We start from the raw sequence: 17,026 nt of genomic DNA, 5'->3' as shown, positions 1-17,026 counted from the left end.
CTTGTTCGTCGCGGCTCAGGCGGCCGTGCGACGCAGCCGGATCACCGGAATGACCCGGCTGGTCTTCGTCTCGTACTCGGCGAAGCCAGGCATCTTGGCCACCAGCAGGCCGTACAGCCGGTCGCGTTCGGGGCCGCCGGTGATCGCGGTCGCCGTCACCGGGTAGGTGTCATTGCCGACCTCGACGGTGATGTCCGGGTGCGCCGCCAGATTGTGGTACCAGTCCGGATTCTGGTCGCTGCCGGCCCGGGACGCGGCGATGATCAGGTCACCGTCGTCGGTCGCGTAGGCGAGCGGGTTGATCCGCTCGGCGCCGCTGCGCGCCCCGATCGTGTGCAGCAACAGCAGGTCACCCCCGGCGAACGGCCCGCCGACCTGGCCGGCGTTGGCGCGGAATTCGTCGATGATGGCGGAGTTGAAGTCGCTCATCCGACGAGCCTACGTCCGAGCCCAGGTCGCGGACATGGCGCGCGGCTGACGTACCCTTGCGCGTATGACGACACCTGTCCGCAGCATTCGTCCGGTGGCCGTGCTGGGCGGTAACCGGATTCCGTTCGCGCGCTCGAATGCCCAGTACCTCGACGCGACCAACGAGCAGATGCTCGGCGCGGCGCTCGCCGGTTTGATCGACCGGTTCGGTCTCGCCGACGAGCCGATCGGCGAGGTGGCCGGTGGTGCGGTGGTCAAGCTGGCCCGCGACCACAGCCTGACCCGGGAGGCGGTGGTCGGCTCGAAACTGGCGCGGCGCACCCCGGCGCTGGACATCCAGCAGCAGTGCAGTACCGGCGGGCAGACGGTCGTGCATATTGCGAACAAGATTGCCCTCGGTCAGATCGACTCCGGCATCGCGTGTGGCGCCGACACCACGTCCGATCCGCCGATCGGTTTCGGTCCGAAGCTGCGCAACCGGCTGGTCCGGATCAACGCCGCCCGCTCGAACGCCGCGCGGGCCCGCGAGATCGCCCGGCTCCGCCCGACCGACTTCGACCTCGACATCCCGGGTCCGGCCGAGCGGCGCACCGGTCTGCCGCCCGGCGAAGGTCAGGCGCTGACCGGCGCTGCCTGGGGCGTGACCCGGGCTGCGCAGGACGAGCTCGCGCTGGCCAGCCACCGCAATCTGGCCGCCGCCTACGACCGCGGCTTCTTCGCCGACCTGATGACGCCGTTCCGTGGCCTGGACCACGACGGCAACCTGCGCCGCGACGTCGACGAGGCGAAGCTGGCCCGGCTGCGGCCGTGTTTCGGCGGCCCGGACGGCACGATGACCGCGGCCAACTCGACCACGCTCACCGACGGTGCGTCGACCGTGTTGCTGGCCACCGACGCGTGGGCGGCCGAGCGCGGGATCGAGCCGCTGGCATACCTGATCGATGCGCAGAGCGCGGCGGTGGACTACGTCGACGGCGATCCGCGCGACGAAGGCGTCCTGATGGCCCCGGCCTACGCGGTGGCGACGCTGCTCGACCGCAACGGCCTCACCCTGGCGGATTTCGACCTGTACGAGATTCACGAAGCGTTTGCCTCGCAGGTGCTCAGCACCCTCGCGGCCTGGGGCGATCCCCGGTTCGGCCGGGAACGTCTGGGCCGGGCCGAGCCGTTGGGCACCGTCGACCGCAGCAAACTGAACGTCAACGGTGGCTCGCTCGCCACCGGGCACCCGTTCGGCGCCACCGGTGGCCGGATCTTTGCCGGCACGGCGAAGGCGCTCGCCGAGCGCGGCGGCGGCCGGGCATTGATCAGCATCTGCGCGGGTTCGGGGATGGGCGTGGTGGCGATCCTGCAGCGATAGTGCGCATTCGGCGACGCGGCGCCGAAGCCGATGCGCGAGACTCGGGCCATGTCCAGTGCGCCCGCCGTGGGTTCCCCGAATGTCCGCCCGCAACCGTTGCTCTGCGTCGGCGACGTCCGCCGGTCCGGGGACTGGTACCGCGCGATCTTCGGTCTCGTCAGTGGTCATCCCGAGCCCGAGCACCCGCATCGGAAGGAGTATGAGCGGCTCCTCAGTGACGGCCGGTTGGTCCTGCAACTGCATGTTGCCGACGCCGAGCACCACCACGGCGGTCTGGTCGATCCCGACCGGCCGCTCGGCAACGGGTTGGCGGTCTGGTTCGAGGTCGCCGACTTCGACGGCGTCGTCGAGCGGGTCCGCGCCCGGGGTGCCCGGGTGCAGACCGAGCCGCACCGCAACCCGAACTCCAGCGCCCGGGAGATCTGGCTGCGCGACCCCGACGGTTACCTGGTGGTCGCGGCGTCGGAGCCCGAGCTGGAGTCGGGTTCCACCGGCTGGTGAGCCGGGGCCGGGCTACCCTGATCAACTGGAACACGTTCTCGTTGATGGAGGATGTCATGGCGGGCGACGAGCTGGTCCGGCGATACGTGGAGTTGATCGGTGGCGGCGGCAGCACCGACGAGATCGTCGGGCTCTACGCGGCGGACGCGGTGCTGGAGGATCCGGTCGGCAGCGAACCACGTCGCGGGCACGCGGCGATCCGGGAGTTCTACGCGGTCCTGGAGCCGCTCGACCGGGAGGCCGAGCTGGTGACCAGCCGGATCATCGGGACCCGGGCAGCGTTCCTGTTCCGGTTGACCACCCGGGCCGGCGGCCGGACGATGGATATCTCGCCGATCGATGTCATGGAGTTCGACGACGCCGGCAAGATCGTGTCCATGCAGGCCTACTGGGGTCCCGACGATCTGATCCTGCGCTGATCTCAGCCACCTCCGGCGCCCCGGATCAGCTCGGCACCAGTACCCGCTCCAGCCGCTGCCGCAGCAAGATCTGGGACAGCGTGGCGGCCGGTACCGGGCGGGAGAAGTAATAGCCCTGCCCGGTCGTGCAGCCGAGCAGCCGCAGCAGGTCCAGCTCCTGTTCCCGCTCGATCCCCTCGGCCACCGTCTCCAGGCCGAGCGACTGCGCCAGCTGCACGATGCTGCGCACCAGCGCGGTGTCCCGGCCGGCGGCCAGATCCTGGACGAAGCTTCGGTCGATCTTGAGGATGTCGACCGGGAACTGATGCAGGTAGCTCAACGACGAGTACCCGGTGCCGAAGTCGTCGATCGCCAGCCGGATGCCGAGGTTTCGGATCTGGTTGAGGATCTGCAGCGTGCTGTCGGTGTTCTCCATCAGCACCCCCTCGGTCATCTCCAGGACCAGCCGGCACGGGGGGAGCCCGGTCTGCTCCAGGATGGCGGCGATCCGGTCCACCAGGTCGGGCTGATCCAACTGCCGCGCAGACAGATTGACGCTGATCTTCAACCCGTCCTGGTCCGGTGCGATGCCCTGCCAGGCCCGGCCCTGGCGGCACGCCGATTCCAGCACCCACAGACCGAGCGGGCGGATCAGTCCGGTCGATTCCGCGGCCGGGATGAACTCGACCGGGCTGACCAGTCCGCGGGTCGGGTGGTTCCAGCGCAGCAACGCCTCGACCCCGGTCACCCGTTGGCTGTCGAGGGCGAACAGCGGCTGGTAATGCACCTCGAACCCGTCGGCATCCAGCGCGGCCCGGAGGTCTTCCTCCAGCCGCACCCGCTCGACCAGGCCGTCGTGCATCGCCGGCTCGAAGAACGCGTATCCGCCGGTGCGGGCCGTTTTTGCCTCGTACATGGCCAGGTCCGCGTTCCGCAGCAGTTGCTCGGCACTGTCGACGTCGGCCGTCAGGTTCGCGATACCGATGCTGCCGCCCAGGTGCATCTCGCGGCCGTCGAGTCGGAACGGCTCGTTCAACGCCGCGGTGATCCGGCCGGCCAGATCGGCCAGAAAACAGTGGTCCGGCGATCCTTCGACCAGGATGCCGAACTCGTCACCGCCGATCCGGGCGACGACCGCAGACTCGCCGACCACGGCGATGATCCGCTGGGCAACCTCGCGCAGCACGGCGTCGCCGGCGCCGTGCCCGAGCGTGTCGTTGATCGTCTTGAATCCGTCCAGATCCATGAACAGCACGGTCACCCCGGCGGCTGCCGAATCCCGGTCGGCGAATGCGCGCTCCAGCCGGTCCCGGAAGTGCGCCCGGTTCGACATCCCGGTCAGCGCGTCGTGGAACGCCTGGTGCACCAGCTGGTTCTCGAGCTCTTTGCGGTCGGTCACGTTGTGGATATTCAGCACGATTCCGGATACGTCGGGATTGTCCAGCAGGTTGGTCAGGGTCAATTCCAGATTCCGCGCCGTCCCGCCGCTGCTCCAGGTGCTCGAGCCGGTATGCACCCGCAGCGGCTCCTCGGCGGTGTGCCGCAGCGCGCCGAGAAATGCGGCGGTCTCGGCGGTGGTGCCGATCGCCGCCGAGATGTGCGCGCCGATCAGTTCGTTCGGGGCCAGGCCGAGTACCCGGTTGCTGGCGTCGCTGAGATAGGTGATCGTGCCCTCGCGGTCGAGCACCATCGTCACATCGGAGCTGTGCGCGACGAGCGCAGCGAATCGCTCTCGGCTGGTACGGAGTTCGGCCGTACGGTCCTGTACCCGGGCTTCCAGGCCCCGGGTCAGCGCCCGGTTCTCCAGCAGCGTGGCGATCTGCCGCGCAACCAGCAGGCAGACCACCGCGGTGCGGAGCCAGAAAACCACCAGATCGCTGTGCCCCGTCGCGATCAAGTCCAAGCCCGACGACAACAGCGCGATCCCGATGGCGATGTACGGCAGCAGGAGGGTCGTCAGCGGACTCGTGCTCCTGGCGTGGCGTGGCGTGGCGTTGTCGGGTTCGTCGGGGAGAAAGGCCGCCACCATGATGATCAGAAACCCGACGAACCACCAGGCATCGACGAACCCGCCGGTGGCGTAGCTGCCGACCGTCGCTTGATAGATGTAGGCCGAGTCCGCGACGGTGATCGCGACCAGCCCGGCCCCGGTCAGGAAATACGGCGCGCGGAACGACGACAACAAGCCGTGCTCGCCGAGACCGATGTACAGCACGATGGTGATGATGACGGCGTCGCCGATCGGATAAGCCAATGCGACGACCATGGTCAGCGCGGATTCGCTGCCGGCGTCGAGCACCGCCCGCAACACCAGAATCCAGCTCACCAGCAATGCCGACGATGCCACCAGCATGCCGTCCAGCACCCCGCGGATCTGTCGGGCGGAGTCCGCGACCGCCAGTGGCGAGCACAGCAGAGCGGTGATGAGCAGCGGTACGAAAAGCAGGTAGCCCAGATCGGCGAGGGAGAGCGGGGGCACCTCGGTGTGCAGGATCTGTTCGTATACCGACCAGACCACTTGACCGGACGTCCAGCTGAGGCAGGCGAGACCGACATAGCGCCAGAACCGGCGGACCTGGATGGGTGCGCGCCGCAGCGAGCGCAGCACCCCGGCCAGCCCGGCGGCCAGCGACACCGCACCCTGGCCGAGGTTCGACGCCAGGTCGGTCACCGATTCGGGCAACGTGGACGACCTGATCACCGCAATCCACGCCGCGGTCGTGATCACGGCGAACAGCCCGACGATCGACACCGGGAGGTAGCGGCGGTTCGGCAACCCGGAGCGTATCCGCGGAGTCGTTGCTGATGACTCGGTATACGTAGCGATGGTAAGTCCACCTACTCCGTCGAAGCGAACGTACGGATGGCCGATCGGTCCTGTCGAGGCGAGTAAACAGCCGCAAAAACATAGCATTCAATGTTTTGCTGGTACGTGTCTCGCGAGTAACGGGATGCGCTCGATACGGTATCCGGCGGCGGACAGCTATCCGCGGCGTCGCTGGGGTTTCTGCAGGATCAGCGCGGCGAGCGACTCCCGATCGGGCACGCCGAGTTTGGTACGCGCCTGATAGACGTGGTTCTCCACCGTGCGGACCGAGAGGGTGAGCCGTTCGGCGATCTCCCGATCGGTCAATCGGGCGGCGACCAGATTGGCCACCTCGCGTTCCCGCGGGGTGATCGGCAGCGGCTGGGCGGCGGCCGAGACGGCCGGTGTCGCGATCCCGCCGCACTCGGCCGCCAGTCGGTTGGCGCGCGCGGCGGCGTCCACCAGCCCCCGGCGGTTTCCGGTGGCCTCGAACCGAGCGGCCGCCTGCGCCGCGGCGTCGGCCGCGCAGAGCAGCGTTCCGGTCTGTTCGTACTCGGTCGCGACCCGATCCAGTTCGGCACCGTCGCCGGCGGCGAGCGCCGCAGCATGCCGCGCGTGCAGGCCGATCAACCGCCCGTCGATCTGCCCGGCCAGCTCGACCAGTCGGGATGCCGCAGTGTGATCGCCGAATCGGGCGGCGGCGTTCAAGGCCTCGCCTTCGATGGCGTACTGGCCGGATTGCCGTGCTGCCACGGCGGCCGCCTGGGCCAGCTCGACGGCGGTTCGGACGGTTCCCCGGGCCGCGGCGAGCCAGGCCTGCGCGATCTGCAGCTGCGGTCGGAACACCGCGACGTGCCGGCCGTCCCGGGCGTGCGCAGCATCCAGCACCGCCTCGGCCCGATCCGCTCGACCGAGCACGGACAGCGTCTGGATCAACAGGATTCGTGCGGGAAAGTTCCAGCTGGCCGCGCCTCGATCGGGAAATGCGGCCAGCGTCTGCTCCAGTCGGACGACCGCCGCGCCGAACCGACCTGCGGCCACCTCGACCGTCGCCGCGAGTGTGCTGGCCAGCGCCCAGGCCAGATAATGTCCGCCCGCGGCGAAACCGAAATAGCCGGCGGCGAGCCGGTCCGCCCGGCCGATCTCGCCCATCAGGGTGAGTGCCTGGATTTCGGCCAGCGCCGCCGGAAAACGCAGCAGCCCGTCGCATCGGTCCGCGACGGCGTGCATTCGCTCGGCGATCGCCGGAACCTGTGATCCGCGGCCGCTGATCGCCAGGGTGCGACCACCGCCGAACGCCGCCCACTCGATCGCCCAGGGTAGTGCCGGCGTGCCGAATACCCGCTGGGCCGCGGCGTCGGCATCGTCGAGCCGATTCTCGTGGAAGGCGAACGCCGACGCCACGCCGTCGAGCACGCCGAGCAGTTTCGGGTTCGTCGTCCGCGAGCGCACCAGCGTCAGAATCCGGTCGGCCCGGTCCGCGGCGCCGATCGCGAAATGCAGGTTCGCGGCACGGGTGAGGCCCCACCGGACCAGCTGCACCGGATCGAGCTCGGTCGGGTCGAAGCCGGCCATGATCGACTCGACCTCGTCCGCTGCGCCCTGCCAGAGCAACGTCCGGGCCAACATGTCCGACGACTCGAATGCCCCGGTCCGGGCGACCGTCGTCCGGGTCAGGCGTTCGGCCAGCGGCAGATTCGCCAGCGCGATGGCGTCGGCGGCGGCGGTGTCGAGCAGCGTCGGGTCCACGGCGTGGTCGCTGTCCAAAGCAAGTTCGGCCAGGCGCACCCGCTCCGCCGCAGTCCGCGCCCCGCGATGCTGGAGCGCCGCCACCAGTTGGCCGCGCAGGCGGCGGGCCGAGGCGCTGCCCAGCCGGCGCCGAGCCACCTCGCCGAACAGCGGGTGCGCCAGACGGACCGCCGGTTGCGCATGCAGCGGGGTGATCTGGATCAGTCCGGCTCGCTCGGCGTCGTCGAGTGCCTCGTCGGTGGCCAGCTCGGCGAGCAGGTCGAGATCGATCGGCTCGCACAGCGCCACGATCTGCAGCACCCGCACCACCGCTGCGGCGAGTTTGCCGATCCGCTCCGCCAGCAGGGCGTCGAGTTCGGTGGTGATCGCCGCGCGGCCGCGTAGCTGCCACACTCCGTTCGCCGACCGCAGCGCACCGCTGTCCAGCGCACCGTCGACCAGATGTCGCAGGTACAGCGCGTTCCCGCCCGAGGCCTGCCAGATCAGGTCGGCGCTGAGTGCCTCCAGCTGCCCGCCGAGCGTCGATTCGATCAGCTCGACGCTTTGCTCCCGGCTGAACGGGTCGAGCTCGATCCGGGTGAGATGGCCGTCCTTCCAGAGTGCGGTGACCGCAGCCGGGACCGCTTCACCGCTGCGCACCACGGCGACGATCTGTGCCGCGCGATCGGTTGCCAGCTGGAGCAGCAGGGTCGCCGACAACCGGTCCAGCAAGTGCGCGTCGTCCACGCACAGCACCAGATTGCTCGCGACGACCAGCGACTCCCGAGCTGCAGCCATCAGGGTCACCGGGTCGCGGGTGGTGGACGGGCGGACCAGATGGGCGAAGACGCCCAGCGGGATCCCTTGTGCCGATTCGGTGCCGGCGACCCAGGCCACCGCGCCGGGCAGTGCGCCGGTCGCCGCGCGGGCCAAGGTCGTCTTTCCCACGCCGGCCGGCCCGGTGAGCAGCACGCCGCAGGTGGGATGCTCGGTGGCCAGGACCGAACGAATTTCGGCGAGGTGGTGCTGCCGTTCGACGGTGGACCACGGCTGCGCCATGAAAACAAGTTTACGGGCGCAACCACCCGTTCGACCGAAGCCGGGGGAAATCGGTGCGGGGCGAGTAGTGCTGTACCGATGTGGGGTGCGTGCGGCCGGGTCGATAATGAGTCGTCCGTTATTCCTGGCCCGCGGGAGCGCCAAATGTTTGCCAGTTCATTGCTCGGTATCCAGGATATTCCGCAGAAGGCGCTCCGCCGAATTCTCGCGCGCCGCTCGGCGTCCCCGCGCGGGTCGGCCCTGCGACAGCGCGCGATCGTGGCCGCCTGCCGGATTCCCCGGGTCCGATCGGCTGCGAGCAAGGCGTTGATCACCTACTACGCCACCGCGACCGCGCCGCGGCCACGGCCGTTGTCGATGGTCGGCGACTACGCCAGTTGGGTCAGTCTGACCGACCGCAGCTATTCGTCCCGGCATCTGCCGCCGGCCCCGGACAATGTAACGCTTCCCCCGGAATCGACGGTCGATGCATTGTTCGAGCGCACCGAGTTCGCGCCATCGACCGACACCAGTGTGACCTTCATGTTCTTTGCGCAATGGTTTACCGACAGTTTCCTGAGAACCGATCGGAGCGATTTTCGAAAGAATACTTCGAATCACGGCATCGATTTCTGCCAAATCTACGGTCTGAACGAGACGAAGACCCGGATGTTGCGGGCCGGCGTCGGCGGCCGACTGAAGAGTCAACTGATCGACGGGGCGGAGTTCCCGCAGTTTCTGTTCTGTCCGCGCGAGTCGGCCGATCCGGCCGAGCCGCTGGTGATCAAGCCGGAGTTCGAGGGACTGCACGATCCGGATTTCCTCGCCCGGATCCAGCAGGTCTCGCCGGCCGAGCGGCACCACGCCACGTTCGCCGTCGGCTTGGAGTACGGCAACTCCACCGTCGGACACGCCACGTTCAACATCGTGTTCCTGCGCGAGCACAACCGGATCGCGGCCGAACTGGCCGCCGCCTATCCGGATTGGGACGACGAGCGACTGTTCCAGACCACCCGCAACGTGATGATCGTGTTGCTGCTCGAGCTGGTGATCGAGGAGTACATCAAGCACATCGGCGCGTTCGAGTTCCCGCTCACCATCCCGGATTTCATGGCCGACGAGGCAGCGTGGAACCGGCCCGGCTGGATTCCGATCGAGTTCGATCTGCTCTACCGCTGGCACTCGATGGTGCCCGACACCTTCGAGCTCGGCGCCGCGCGACTGGGCCCGCGCGACATCCTGGACAACAACCCGTTGATCATCGAGCACGGGGTGGCCGAGCTGATAACTGCCTGGTCGGGGCAGCGGGCCGGCCGGTTCGGCCTGCACAACACGCCGTTGTTCTTGAACCGGCGGCTGGTCGCCGACCTGCCGTCGGTCACCGAGGCCACCACGAGGTTGGCGCGCAAAGCCCGGTTGCGGCCCTACAACGACTACCGGGAGGACTTCGGACTGCCGCGATTGACCGACTTCGCCCAGCTCACCGCGGACCGCCGGCTGCAGGCAACCTTGGCCGAGATGTACGGCAGCATCGACGAACTCGAGTGGTATGTGGGGATCTGGGCGGAGGACTACCCGGCGGAGAACATGATGGGCGAGCTGATGATGGTGATGGTCGGGTACGACGCTTTCACCCAGGCGCTGACCAACCCGCTGTTGTCCCGGCAGGTGTTCACCGAGGAGACGTTCTCCCCGGTCGGTTGGCGAATCATCCACGAGACCGAGATGCGCCGCGACGCCGGAATCCTGCAGCAGATCGTCGGCCGCAACGCCGACGGCCCGGTGCGGGCGCGGTTCCGCTGTTGACGCCGGCTCCGGTTGTCATTCGTTCGGATGATAATTCCGGTCTCGGTCGTTCGGGCGTCCGCCGCGGGATAGGGTCGGAGCGGGTCGGTGGGTGTGCGTTCGGTGGGGATCGAGATCGAAAAGGGTGGGATATGCCCCTGAGCTTCGAAAGACTGCTCGACTACGTCGGCGAGTTCGCCGGGATCCGCTCGCGTTCGCGGCTGGAGCCGCTCGCCGGTCCGGGCTCGAAGATCTTTCCGCCGACATACGGCGTCGCCGATAACGCGAGTACCAAGTACGCGGTGGAGGCTCGGGTGGTTCGCGGTCCGGCCGGCGAAACTGTCGTTGCCGAGTCGGTGGTGCTGAATTCGGTTGCGGCGCAGGCACACGAGCTGTCCGCGGCGTTGCTGGAGGCGGCCGAGACCGAGCAGGTCGCGATCCCGTTGATCGGGGTCGACTTCACCGAGGTCGAGGGATTGGCCGAGTTCGGCATGATCACCGATCTGCAGAGCCCGCATCGGGTCTACGACGCGATCCACCGGGACTCGCTCGACGGTGACGTGCCGTTTCGGTTCGGGCCGATCGGCCGGGCGATCACCGACGCCACGGTCGGCAAAGCCACCGCGTTGTTCGTCCATTCGCCCTCGGCGCTGCTGTTCGGCGCGTGGGACTCGACCGGCCCGAAAGGCGGCCGGGGCACCAAGTTCGAGCGGGCGATCACCAGTGAGATCGTCGCCAACGGGATTGCCCGGGGCGTGCGGACGTCGTCGCGGCTCGACCCGCTCGGGGTGGAAAAGGTCGCCGACATCTATCGCACGCCAGCCGGCGAGTGGACCCTGGATCCTGCTCAGGCGGATGCCAAGACCAAATCGAAACCGTTGCGTCCGTCGGAGATCAACCACGGCAACGTCGCACCGTCGATCGACGAGCGAGCGGGCGGCGTCACCGCTGCCGAGATCGAGGCCACGACGGTGCTCTCGCTGATTCACCTGCGCCGGTTGCGCTTTCCGGTCGACGCCGCGGGTACCGCGCTTACCGGCGCGCGCCGGCAGCAAGCCGAGACCGCGGCGCGGGCCACGCTGGCCGCGCTCGGTCTGGCTGCGACCGCGCTGGCCTTCGAGGCCGGCTTCGACCTGCGTTCCCGGTGTGTGCTGGCGCCGACGACCGAGCAGACCTTCGAGGCGGTCGGCCGCTCCGGTGCGGTGGAGGAGTTCACCCTCGGTGGCGCCGAAGGCTTGGCGCTGGTCACCGAGGCCGCTGCGGCGGCCGCGGCGGCCGGACTGTCCTGGCGGGCCGGTGTGCATTCGCTGACCCCGACACCTCGGCTGGTCGATCTGGTTCGACGCAGCAAGGCGGCGGCGGTCGCGGAGACCGCTGTGGCGGACTGATGCTGACTGTCGAGGTTAGGCTGTTGGGCGGGCGCTACCGGGCAAGCGATTTCGAGGACCGGGCCGCCCCGGAGTGGCCGCCGCATCCGGCCCGACTGTTCTATGCCGCGGTCGCTGCGGTGCACGGTGCGGGCGGCGATCCGGCCGAAATCGAGCTGCTCGAATGGTGGGAATCGTTGGCCCCGCCGACAATCCAGTGCTCCGATCTCGCCGACAGCGCGGGGGTCCGGCCGGCCCGGGCGGTGGACCACTACGTGCGGGGCAACTATGCCCGGTCCTGGACCACCGACCTGCACGGACAATGGGACAAGTTGCTCGAACGGGCGGCCAAGCTGGATCAGCTGTCTCGGGAGCAGGTGCCGGAGAAGCGAATTCGGTCCGCACAGCGCGACCTGGACAAGGCGTGGGACAAGCTGCGGGCGGACACCGCCCGGGCCACCGCGGCCGGCACCGGGACGACCGCCGCGGTGCTCGACTCCGTGCTGGAGGTGCTGCCGGACAATCGGGACCGACAAGCCCGGCAATTTCCCTCGGTGACGCCCGACGATCCGGTGATCCGGTACGGGTGGGACGCCCCGGTCGATCCGCAGCGGGTGGTCGAGTTGGACGGCATCCTCGGCCGGATTGCTCGACTCGGCCACTCCGCATCGCTGGTCACCTGCCGGGTTGTGCCGGAAGCGGTTCAGCCGGTGTGGATTCCCGGCTCGGACGGATCGGAGGGACGTACCTTCCGCACGGTGACCCGCGGCGTCCACGAGGCACTGGTGGAGGAGTACGCACGGCACGGCGGGGTGCTCGACCGGAACATGCCGGCGGTGATGACCGACTATCGGCGGGCCGGCCGGCCCGCGCCGGTCACCGCGACCGCGACCGGTGTGGGTGCCGGTGAGTGGATCGTGCTGCCGCTGCCGTCGCGGGTCGGTATCCCGCCGACCCGAGTCGTCGACGTGGCCCGCGCGGTGCGCTCGGCGCTGATGTCGTACGCCGACGAGCCGGTCGGGTCCTTTCTGAGCGGACATCGCGATCGGGCCGTCCCCGATGAGCGCACCGGACCGGCGACCGAGCCGCACCTGAGCGTGCTGTCGTTGCCGGACGTGAGCCACGTCCATTCCAGCGGACAGATCCGGGCCGTCGCTTTGGCGCTGCCACTCGACGCGGCCGATGCGGATGTCGCACAGACGCTGGCGGCGCTACGGGCATGGGGTGACACCGGCTATCGGCTGCTGCTCCCCGGGGGTTCGGCGTACACCCTGGAACCGGCGGTTCGGGACCGCGCCGGTGCGGACCCCACCGTCGGGCGGGTGGCGTCGCGGAGCTTTTGGGCGCGGACCGCGCAGGCATGGTCGTCGGTGACTCCGGTGGCGCTGGACCGACATCCGAAAGTCAACCGGCGAGCCGACTTCGACACGCAGAACGCGGCGCTGTTTCCCCTGGTCAGCACGCTCTGTCTGCGGGCGGGCCTGCCCGCGCCGATCGAGATCTCGGCCTCGTCGGTGCCGGTGTGGCCCAGCGTTCCGCCGGTGGCGGGCGGCCCCGGCGTGGGGCGTCCCGGCCGCCCGGTATCCCCGCAGTACCGGGTCGGGCACGACCCGCGGCGGCGCCGCTACACCGTGCATCTGAGCATTCGATTCGCCGAGCCGGTCACCGGCCCGCTGGTGCTCGGCGCCGGACGCTACTTCGGCTATGGGCTGATGTTGCCGACGCCGGGCGTGGCGGCCGATCGATGACGATCCGGCCGGACGAGTTCGACGCGTTCTTCGTCGAGCTGAACGGGTTCGAGCCGTTTCCTTGGCAACGTCGGTTGACCCGGCAGCTGTTCGACGACGGCGGTGTCTGGCCGGAGCTGATCGACCTGCCGACCGCCGGCGGGAAGACCTCCACCGTGGAGATCGCACTGTTCACGCTGGCAGCGGGGCTGCCGGTGCCACGCCGGATCGTGTTCGTGGTGGATCGGCGAACCATCGTGCAGCAGGCCGCCGAGCACGCTCGCACGATCCGGTCGGCATTGCGCGGCGCGCCGGCCGGGTCGGCGCTGGCTCGAGTACACGACGGTTTGCTCGCCCGGACCGCCGCCGCCGACGAGCCGCTGGTCGTCGCGGAGCTGCGCGGCGCGATCGAGCAGGACCGGGAGTGGAGTCGGCGGCCGGATGTTGCGGCAGTCGTCGCATCCACGGTGGATCAGGTCGGGTCACGGCTGCTGTTCCGGGGCTACGGCGTGTCCGACGGCATGCTGCCGGTGCACGCCGGTCTGCTCGGCAACGACACGCTGATTCTGCTCGACGAGGTGCACCTGGCCCGGCCGTTCGCGGCGCTGCTGCGCCGGGTCCGGGCGCGGTTTCGGCCGTCGGCGCAGCTGTTGCCCGACCGATGGCAGGTGGTCGAACTGTCGGCTACCCACGGCTCGGGTGCCCACGACTCGGCTGCCCTCGACGGAGCGGAACCCAGCCGGTTCACCCTCGACGAGGCCGACCACGCGCATCCGGTGTTGGGCCGGCGGATGGCAGCGGTGAAGCCGGCCGAGCTGATCTCGGTGACCGTGCCGGCCGATCCGGCCAAGGCGCTCACAGCGCTCGTCCGGCGGCAGCATCAGGAAGCGAAGCGGCTGATCACCAACCCGGCCGTGCGGTCGCTCGGGATCGTGGTGAACCGGGTACAGGCGGCGGTTCGGCTGGGCCGCGAGCTCACCGCCGACCCGTCGATCGATGCCGAGGTGCTGGTGCTCACCGGCCGGATGCGCGGCTGGGACCGGGAGCAGGCGCTCACGCGGGTCCGTGAGCTGGTCGGCTCCGGTGCCACGCCCGCGCCGGGGACCGGCGCAGTGATCGTCGTCGCGACCCAGACCATCGAAGCCGGTGCCGATCTCGACTTCGACGTGATGATCACCGACTGTGCGCCGATCGACTCGCTGATCCAACGGTTCGGCCGGGTGGATCGGCTGGGTGAACTCACCGCCCGGCTCGGTGATGCCGCCGACCGGCCGGTCAGCCGCATCGTCGGCACGAACCGGGCGACCAAGGACGACGACCCGATCTACGGGCGGGCGCTCGGCGCGACCTGGGCCTGGCTGACCGCGCACGGGCGCACCCGGATCGACCTGGGGATTCGCTCGCCGGACCGACCCGACCCGGACGAGCAGGCAGGTCTGCTGCCGATCCCGCTGCGCGGTCCGGTGCTCACCGCCGGACAGCTCGACCGGTTGGTGCGCACCTCGCCGAAGCCGGACGCCGATGTCGAGATCGACAGTTATCTCCACGGCTTGGGGCGGCGGCCGGATCAGGATGTCGAGCTGGTCTGGCGCGCGGACATCACGGCCGCGATGCTCGCCGATCCCGGCATCGCGCAGGGCCTGGCAGACCTGCTGGTGGCCGCGCCGCCGACTCCGGGCGAGGCGATGTCGGTGCCGCTGTCCGCGGTCCGCGGCTGGCTGAGCGGTGGCTCGGACGCTGCCGACCAGGCCGCGGAGTTGTCCGATGTGGACGCGGGGGCACCGGCCACGCGCAGCCCCGGCCGGGGCCGCGGATCGCGCCCGGCGCTGGTCCGGCGCGCCGGTGACGTCGTGGTCGTGCACGAACCGAGCGATCTGCGGCCTGGTGACGCGGTGGTGGTCCCGACCGAGTACGGCGGCCTCTCGCTCGGATCGTGGGATCCGCTGTCCACCGATCCGTTGCCGGCCGACATGGATATCGCCGACCAGGCCGCGTTGACGCAGGGCCGATTCCAGCTGCGTACGGCGCTGTTCGGCGCCGGCGCAGCCGCCCCGGACAGTCCGGATTTTCGGCTCGTGGTGCCGACCCCGGTGCTGGTCGAGGCCGCCGACACCGGTGCCCCGGCCGCGCTGCGGGAATGGCTGGCGGCGGAGGTCGCCCGCTCGACGCATCCGGTCGTCCGGCCGGAGGGCTGGTGGGTGCGGGCCCGTGACCACGTCGACCGGTTGCAGGTCGCCGATATCCGGACGGTTCCCGGGCCGAGCGGCCCGGTCTACCTGATCGTGCCGGCCCGCGCGACCGACATCGACACCGATCCGGAGCGCAGCTCGGCGGCCGGTCGCGGCTACCCGCTGGACGAGCATCTGGCCGACGTTGCCGAGATCACCGCGGCGTGGTGCGCCCGGCTGGGCGTGTCCGACGAGCTGACGTCGGAGTTGGTCACCGCGGCTGGATTGCACGATATCGGTAAGGCGGACAGCAGGTTTCAGATGATGCTCCGGGAAGGGCAGGTCGAGTCCGACGGCCGGCTGCTGGCCAAGTCGGCGATCCCGCCGGCCGATCGCGACCGGAACCGCCGCGCCGCCGCGATGGCCGGCTACCCGCCGGGTCTGCGGCATGAGGTGGCCTCGGCGGCGCTGCTCCCGCCGGCCACGCCGGAGCTGGTGCGGTTCCTGGTAGCCGGGCACCACGGTTACGGGCGGCCGTTCTTCCCGCCCCAACACGACCCCGGCGCCGAGCCGGTCGACTATGTCGGCCCACCCGGCCGGTTCACGGCCGACCAGCCGTATCGGTACGGCGGCGTCGGCTCCGCTGCGGCAGTGGATTTCGCCGACAGCGTGGCGCGCTACGGCTGGTTCGGTGTCGCCTGGCTGGAGGCGATCGTCCGGCTTGCCGACCACGAAGGCAGCCGCCGGGTGGCGCAACCATGACCGCCGTCGAGCTCACCGGTTTGCGTGCCGACACCGCACACGGCTATCTCGCCGCGCTCGGGCTGGTGCAGGCGGTGCACCGCGCTGCGCCGGCGGCGCGGCTGTCCTGGACCGACGAGTTCCGCCCGCGGGCGCGGGTGCACGGCGTCGACGAGACGCAGCTGATCGCGGCGATTCTGGCCGATCGCGACGAACGGCTGGCCGGCGCGGTATTGCACCACCCACCGGGTCGGCCGTACGAGACACTCAAGTGCACCGCGGCCGAGCTGACCGCCTGGGCCGAGCAGATCGGCGAACTCGGGGACGACGACCCGGATGTCGAGCTGTGGTCCGGGCTGTTGATCGAGGGTGGATTCGACAACTCCGGCAAGTCCAAACCGACCCACTTCGACTTTTCCGCCGGCCAGGTGAAGTTCCTCAAGGTGGTCCGCGAAGTTGCCGCGGCGATCGACGAGGACCGGGTGCGCGAAGCGCTGTTCGGTCCGTGGCGGTACGACAGCCGCGCGTCGACGCTGCGGTTCGAGGCGAGCGGCGAGCGGATCGGTGCGCTGCGGGCGATACCGCCGGCAAAGGACCCGGTCCCGGGGGTGCCCGGCGTCGACTGGCTGGCGTTCCGCGGACTGGCGTATTACCCGCTCACCCTGGCCCCGGGCCGGGATCGGGCCCGGGTGGTGACCGCCGCGTGCGATACCGACTGGAACCGCGGCGCATTCCGCTGGGTGGTGTGGCGGCCGCCGCTGGCCCATTCGACGATCGCGGCACTGGTCACCGATCCACGGCTGGTCGGTGCGCGGGAGTCGCGGCGGATCGATCGGCCGGCGGCGCTCGCCGCGCTCGACGTGGCCTCGGTTCGGCAGTGCGCGATGATCCGCAGCGGGCAGGGCTACGGCAGCTTCGGGCCGCCCAAGCGGATCGCCGCCGCGGACTGACCTCGGCCCGGCCGAGATCGAACCGGCC

At 69.9% G+C, this 17,026-nt stretch carries 11 protein-coding genes; 8 read left to right on the top strand and 3 right to left on the bottom strand.

Annotated features, from left to right (window positions below):
• Positions 1 to 15: 15 nt before the first annotated feature.
• The gene (locus KV203_RS19205) at positions 16 to 429 is read right to left on the bottom strand and encodes a nitroreductase family deazaflavin-dependent oxidoreductase (RefSeq protein WP_066473410.1); all 414 of its coding nucleotides are present in this window, start codon (positions 427 to 429) and stop codon (positions 16 to 18) included.
• 64 nt (positions 430 to 493) lie between these two features.
• Here KV203_RS19205 and KV203_RS19200 point away from each other — a divergent pair, with 64 nt between their 5' ends.
• Genes KV203_RS19200 through KV203_RS19190 form a run of 3 tightly spaced genes read left to right on the top strand, consistent with a single transcriptional unit; the run spans position 494 to position 2,709 of the window.
• On the top strand, positions 494 to 1,789 hold the full coding sequence (locus KV203_RS19200; RefSeq protein ID WP_066473412.1) for an acetyl-CoA C-acetyltransferase: 1,296 nt from the start codon (positions 494 to 496) through the stop codon (positions 1,787 to 1,789).
• Positions 1,790 to 1,837: 48 nt separating this feature from the next.
• The gene (locus KV203_RS19195; protein WP_066473415.1) at positions 1,838 to 2,290 is read left to right on the top strand and encodes a VOC family protein; all 453 of its coding nucleotides are present in this window, start codon (positions 1,838 to 1,840) and stop codon (positions 2,288 to 2,290) included.
• Positions 2,291 to 2,334: 44 nt separating this feature from the next.
• Entirely contained in the window at positions 2,335 to 2,709 is a 375-nt protein-coding gene (locus tag KV203_RS19190; protein WP_066473512.1) for a nuclear transport factor 2 family protein, read from the top strand.
• A 25-nt stretch (positions 2,710 to 2,734) separates the two neighbouring features.
• On the opposite strand, the gene KV203_RS19185 is transcribed toward KV203_RS19190, so the two are convergent.
• Positions 2,735 to 5,464, bottom strand: a complete 2,730-nt coding sequence (locus KV203_RS19185) for a putative bifunctional diguanylate cyclase/phosphodiesterase (protein ID WP_169797536.1) — start codon at positions 5,462 to 5,464, stop codon at positions 2,735 to 2,737.
• Positions 5,465 to 5,671: 207 nt separating this feature from the next.
• On the bottom strand, positions 5,672 to 8,281 hold the full coding sequence (locus KV203_RS19180) for an ATP-binding protein (RefSeq protein ID WP_066473425.1): 2,610 nt from the start codon (positions 8,279 to 8,281) through the stop codon (positions 5,672 to 5,674).
• Between the two features lie 144 nt (positions 8,282 to 8,425).
• Here KV203_RS19180 and KV203_RS19175 point away from each other — a divergent pair, with 144 nt between their 5' ends.
• The 5 genes from KV203_RS19175 (at position 8,426) to KV203_RS19155 (ending at position 16,998) form a co-directional block, all read left to right on the top strand.
• Positions 8,426 to 10,066, top strand: coding sequence for a peroxidase family protein (locus KV203_RS19175; protein ID WP_083530252.1), 1,641 nt, complete (start codon positions 8,426 to 8,428; stop codon positions 10,064 to 10,066).
• 131 nt (positions 10,067 to 10,197) lie between these two features.
• On the top strand, positions 10,198 to 11,433 hold the full coding sequence (cas7g, locus tag KV203_RS19170; protein ID WP_066473426.1) for a type I-G CRISPR-associated RAMP protein Csb1/Cas7g: 1,236 nt from the start codon (positions 10,198 to 10,200) through the stop codon (positions 11,431 to 11,433).
• 23 nt (positions 11,434 to 11,456) lie between these two features.
• On the top strand, positions 11,457 to 13,160 hold the full coding sequence (gene csb2 / locus KV203_RS19165) for a type I-G CRISPR-associated protein Csb2 (RefSeq protein ID WP_169797537.1): 1,704 nt from the start codon (positions 11,457 to 11,459) through the stop codon (positions 13,158 to 13,160).
• Positions 13,157 to 16,069, top strand: coding sequence for a type I-G CRISPR-associated helicase/endonuclease Cas3g (cas3g, locus tag KV203_RS19160; protein ID WP_066473436.1), 2,913 nt, complete (start codon positions 13,157 to 13,159; stop codon positions 16,067 to 16,069). The genes csb2 and cas3g overlap by 4 nt, the downstream gene beginning before the upstream one ends.
• Positions 16,066 to 16,998, top strand: a complete 933-nt coding sequence (locus KV203_RS19155; protein ID WP_066473438.1) for a type I-G CRISPR-associated protein, Cas3-extension family — start codon at positions 16,066 to 16,068, stop codon at positions 16,996 to 16,998. Before cas3g ends, KV203_RS19155 begins: the two co-directional genes overlap by 4 nt.
• The last annotated feature ends 28 nt before the right edge of the window (positions 16,999 to 17,026 follow it).

The sequence above is a fragment of the Skermania piniformis genome, assembly GCF_019285775.1.
GTDB classification, from domain to species: domain Bacteria; phylum Actinomycetota; class Actinomycetes; order Mycobacteriales; family Mycobacteriaceae; genus Skermania; species Skermania pinensis.
The sequence above is the reverse complement of the archived record's forward strand: the minus strand, read 5'-3'. Positions and strand labels throughout refer to the sequence as shown.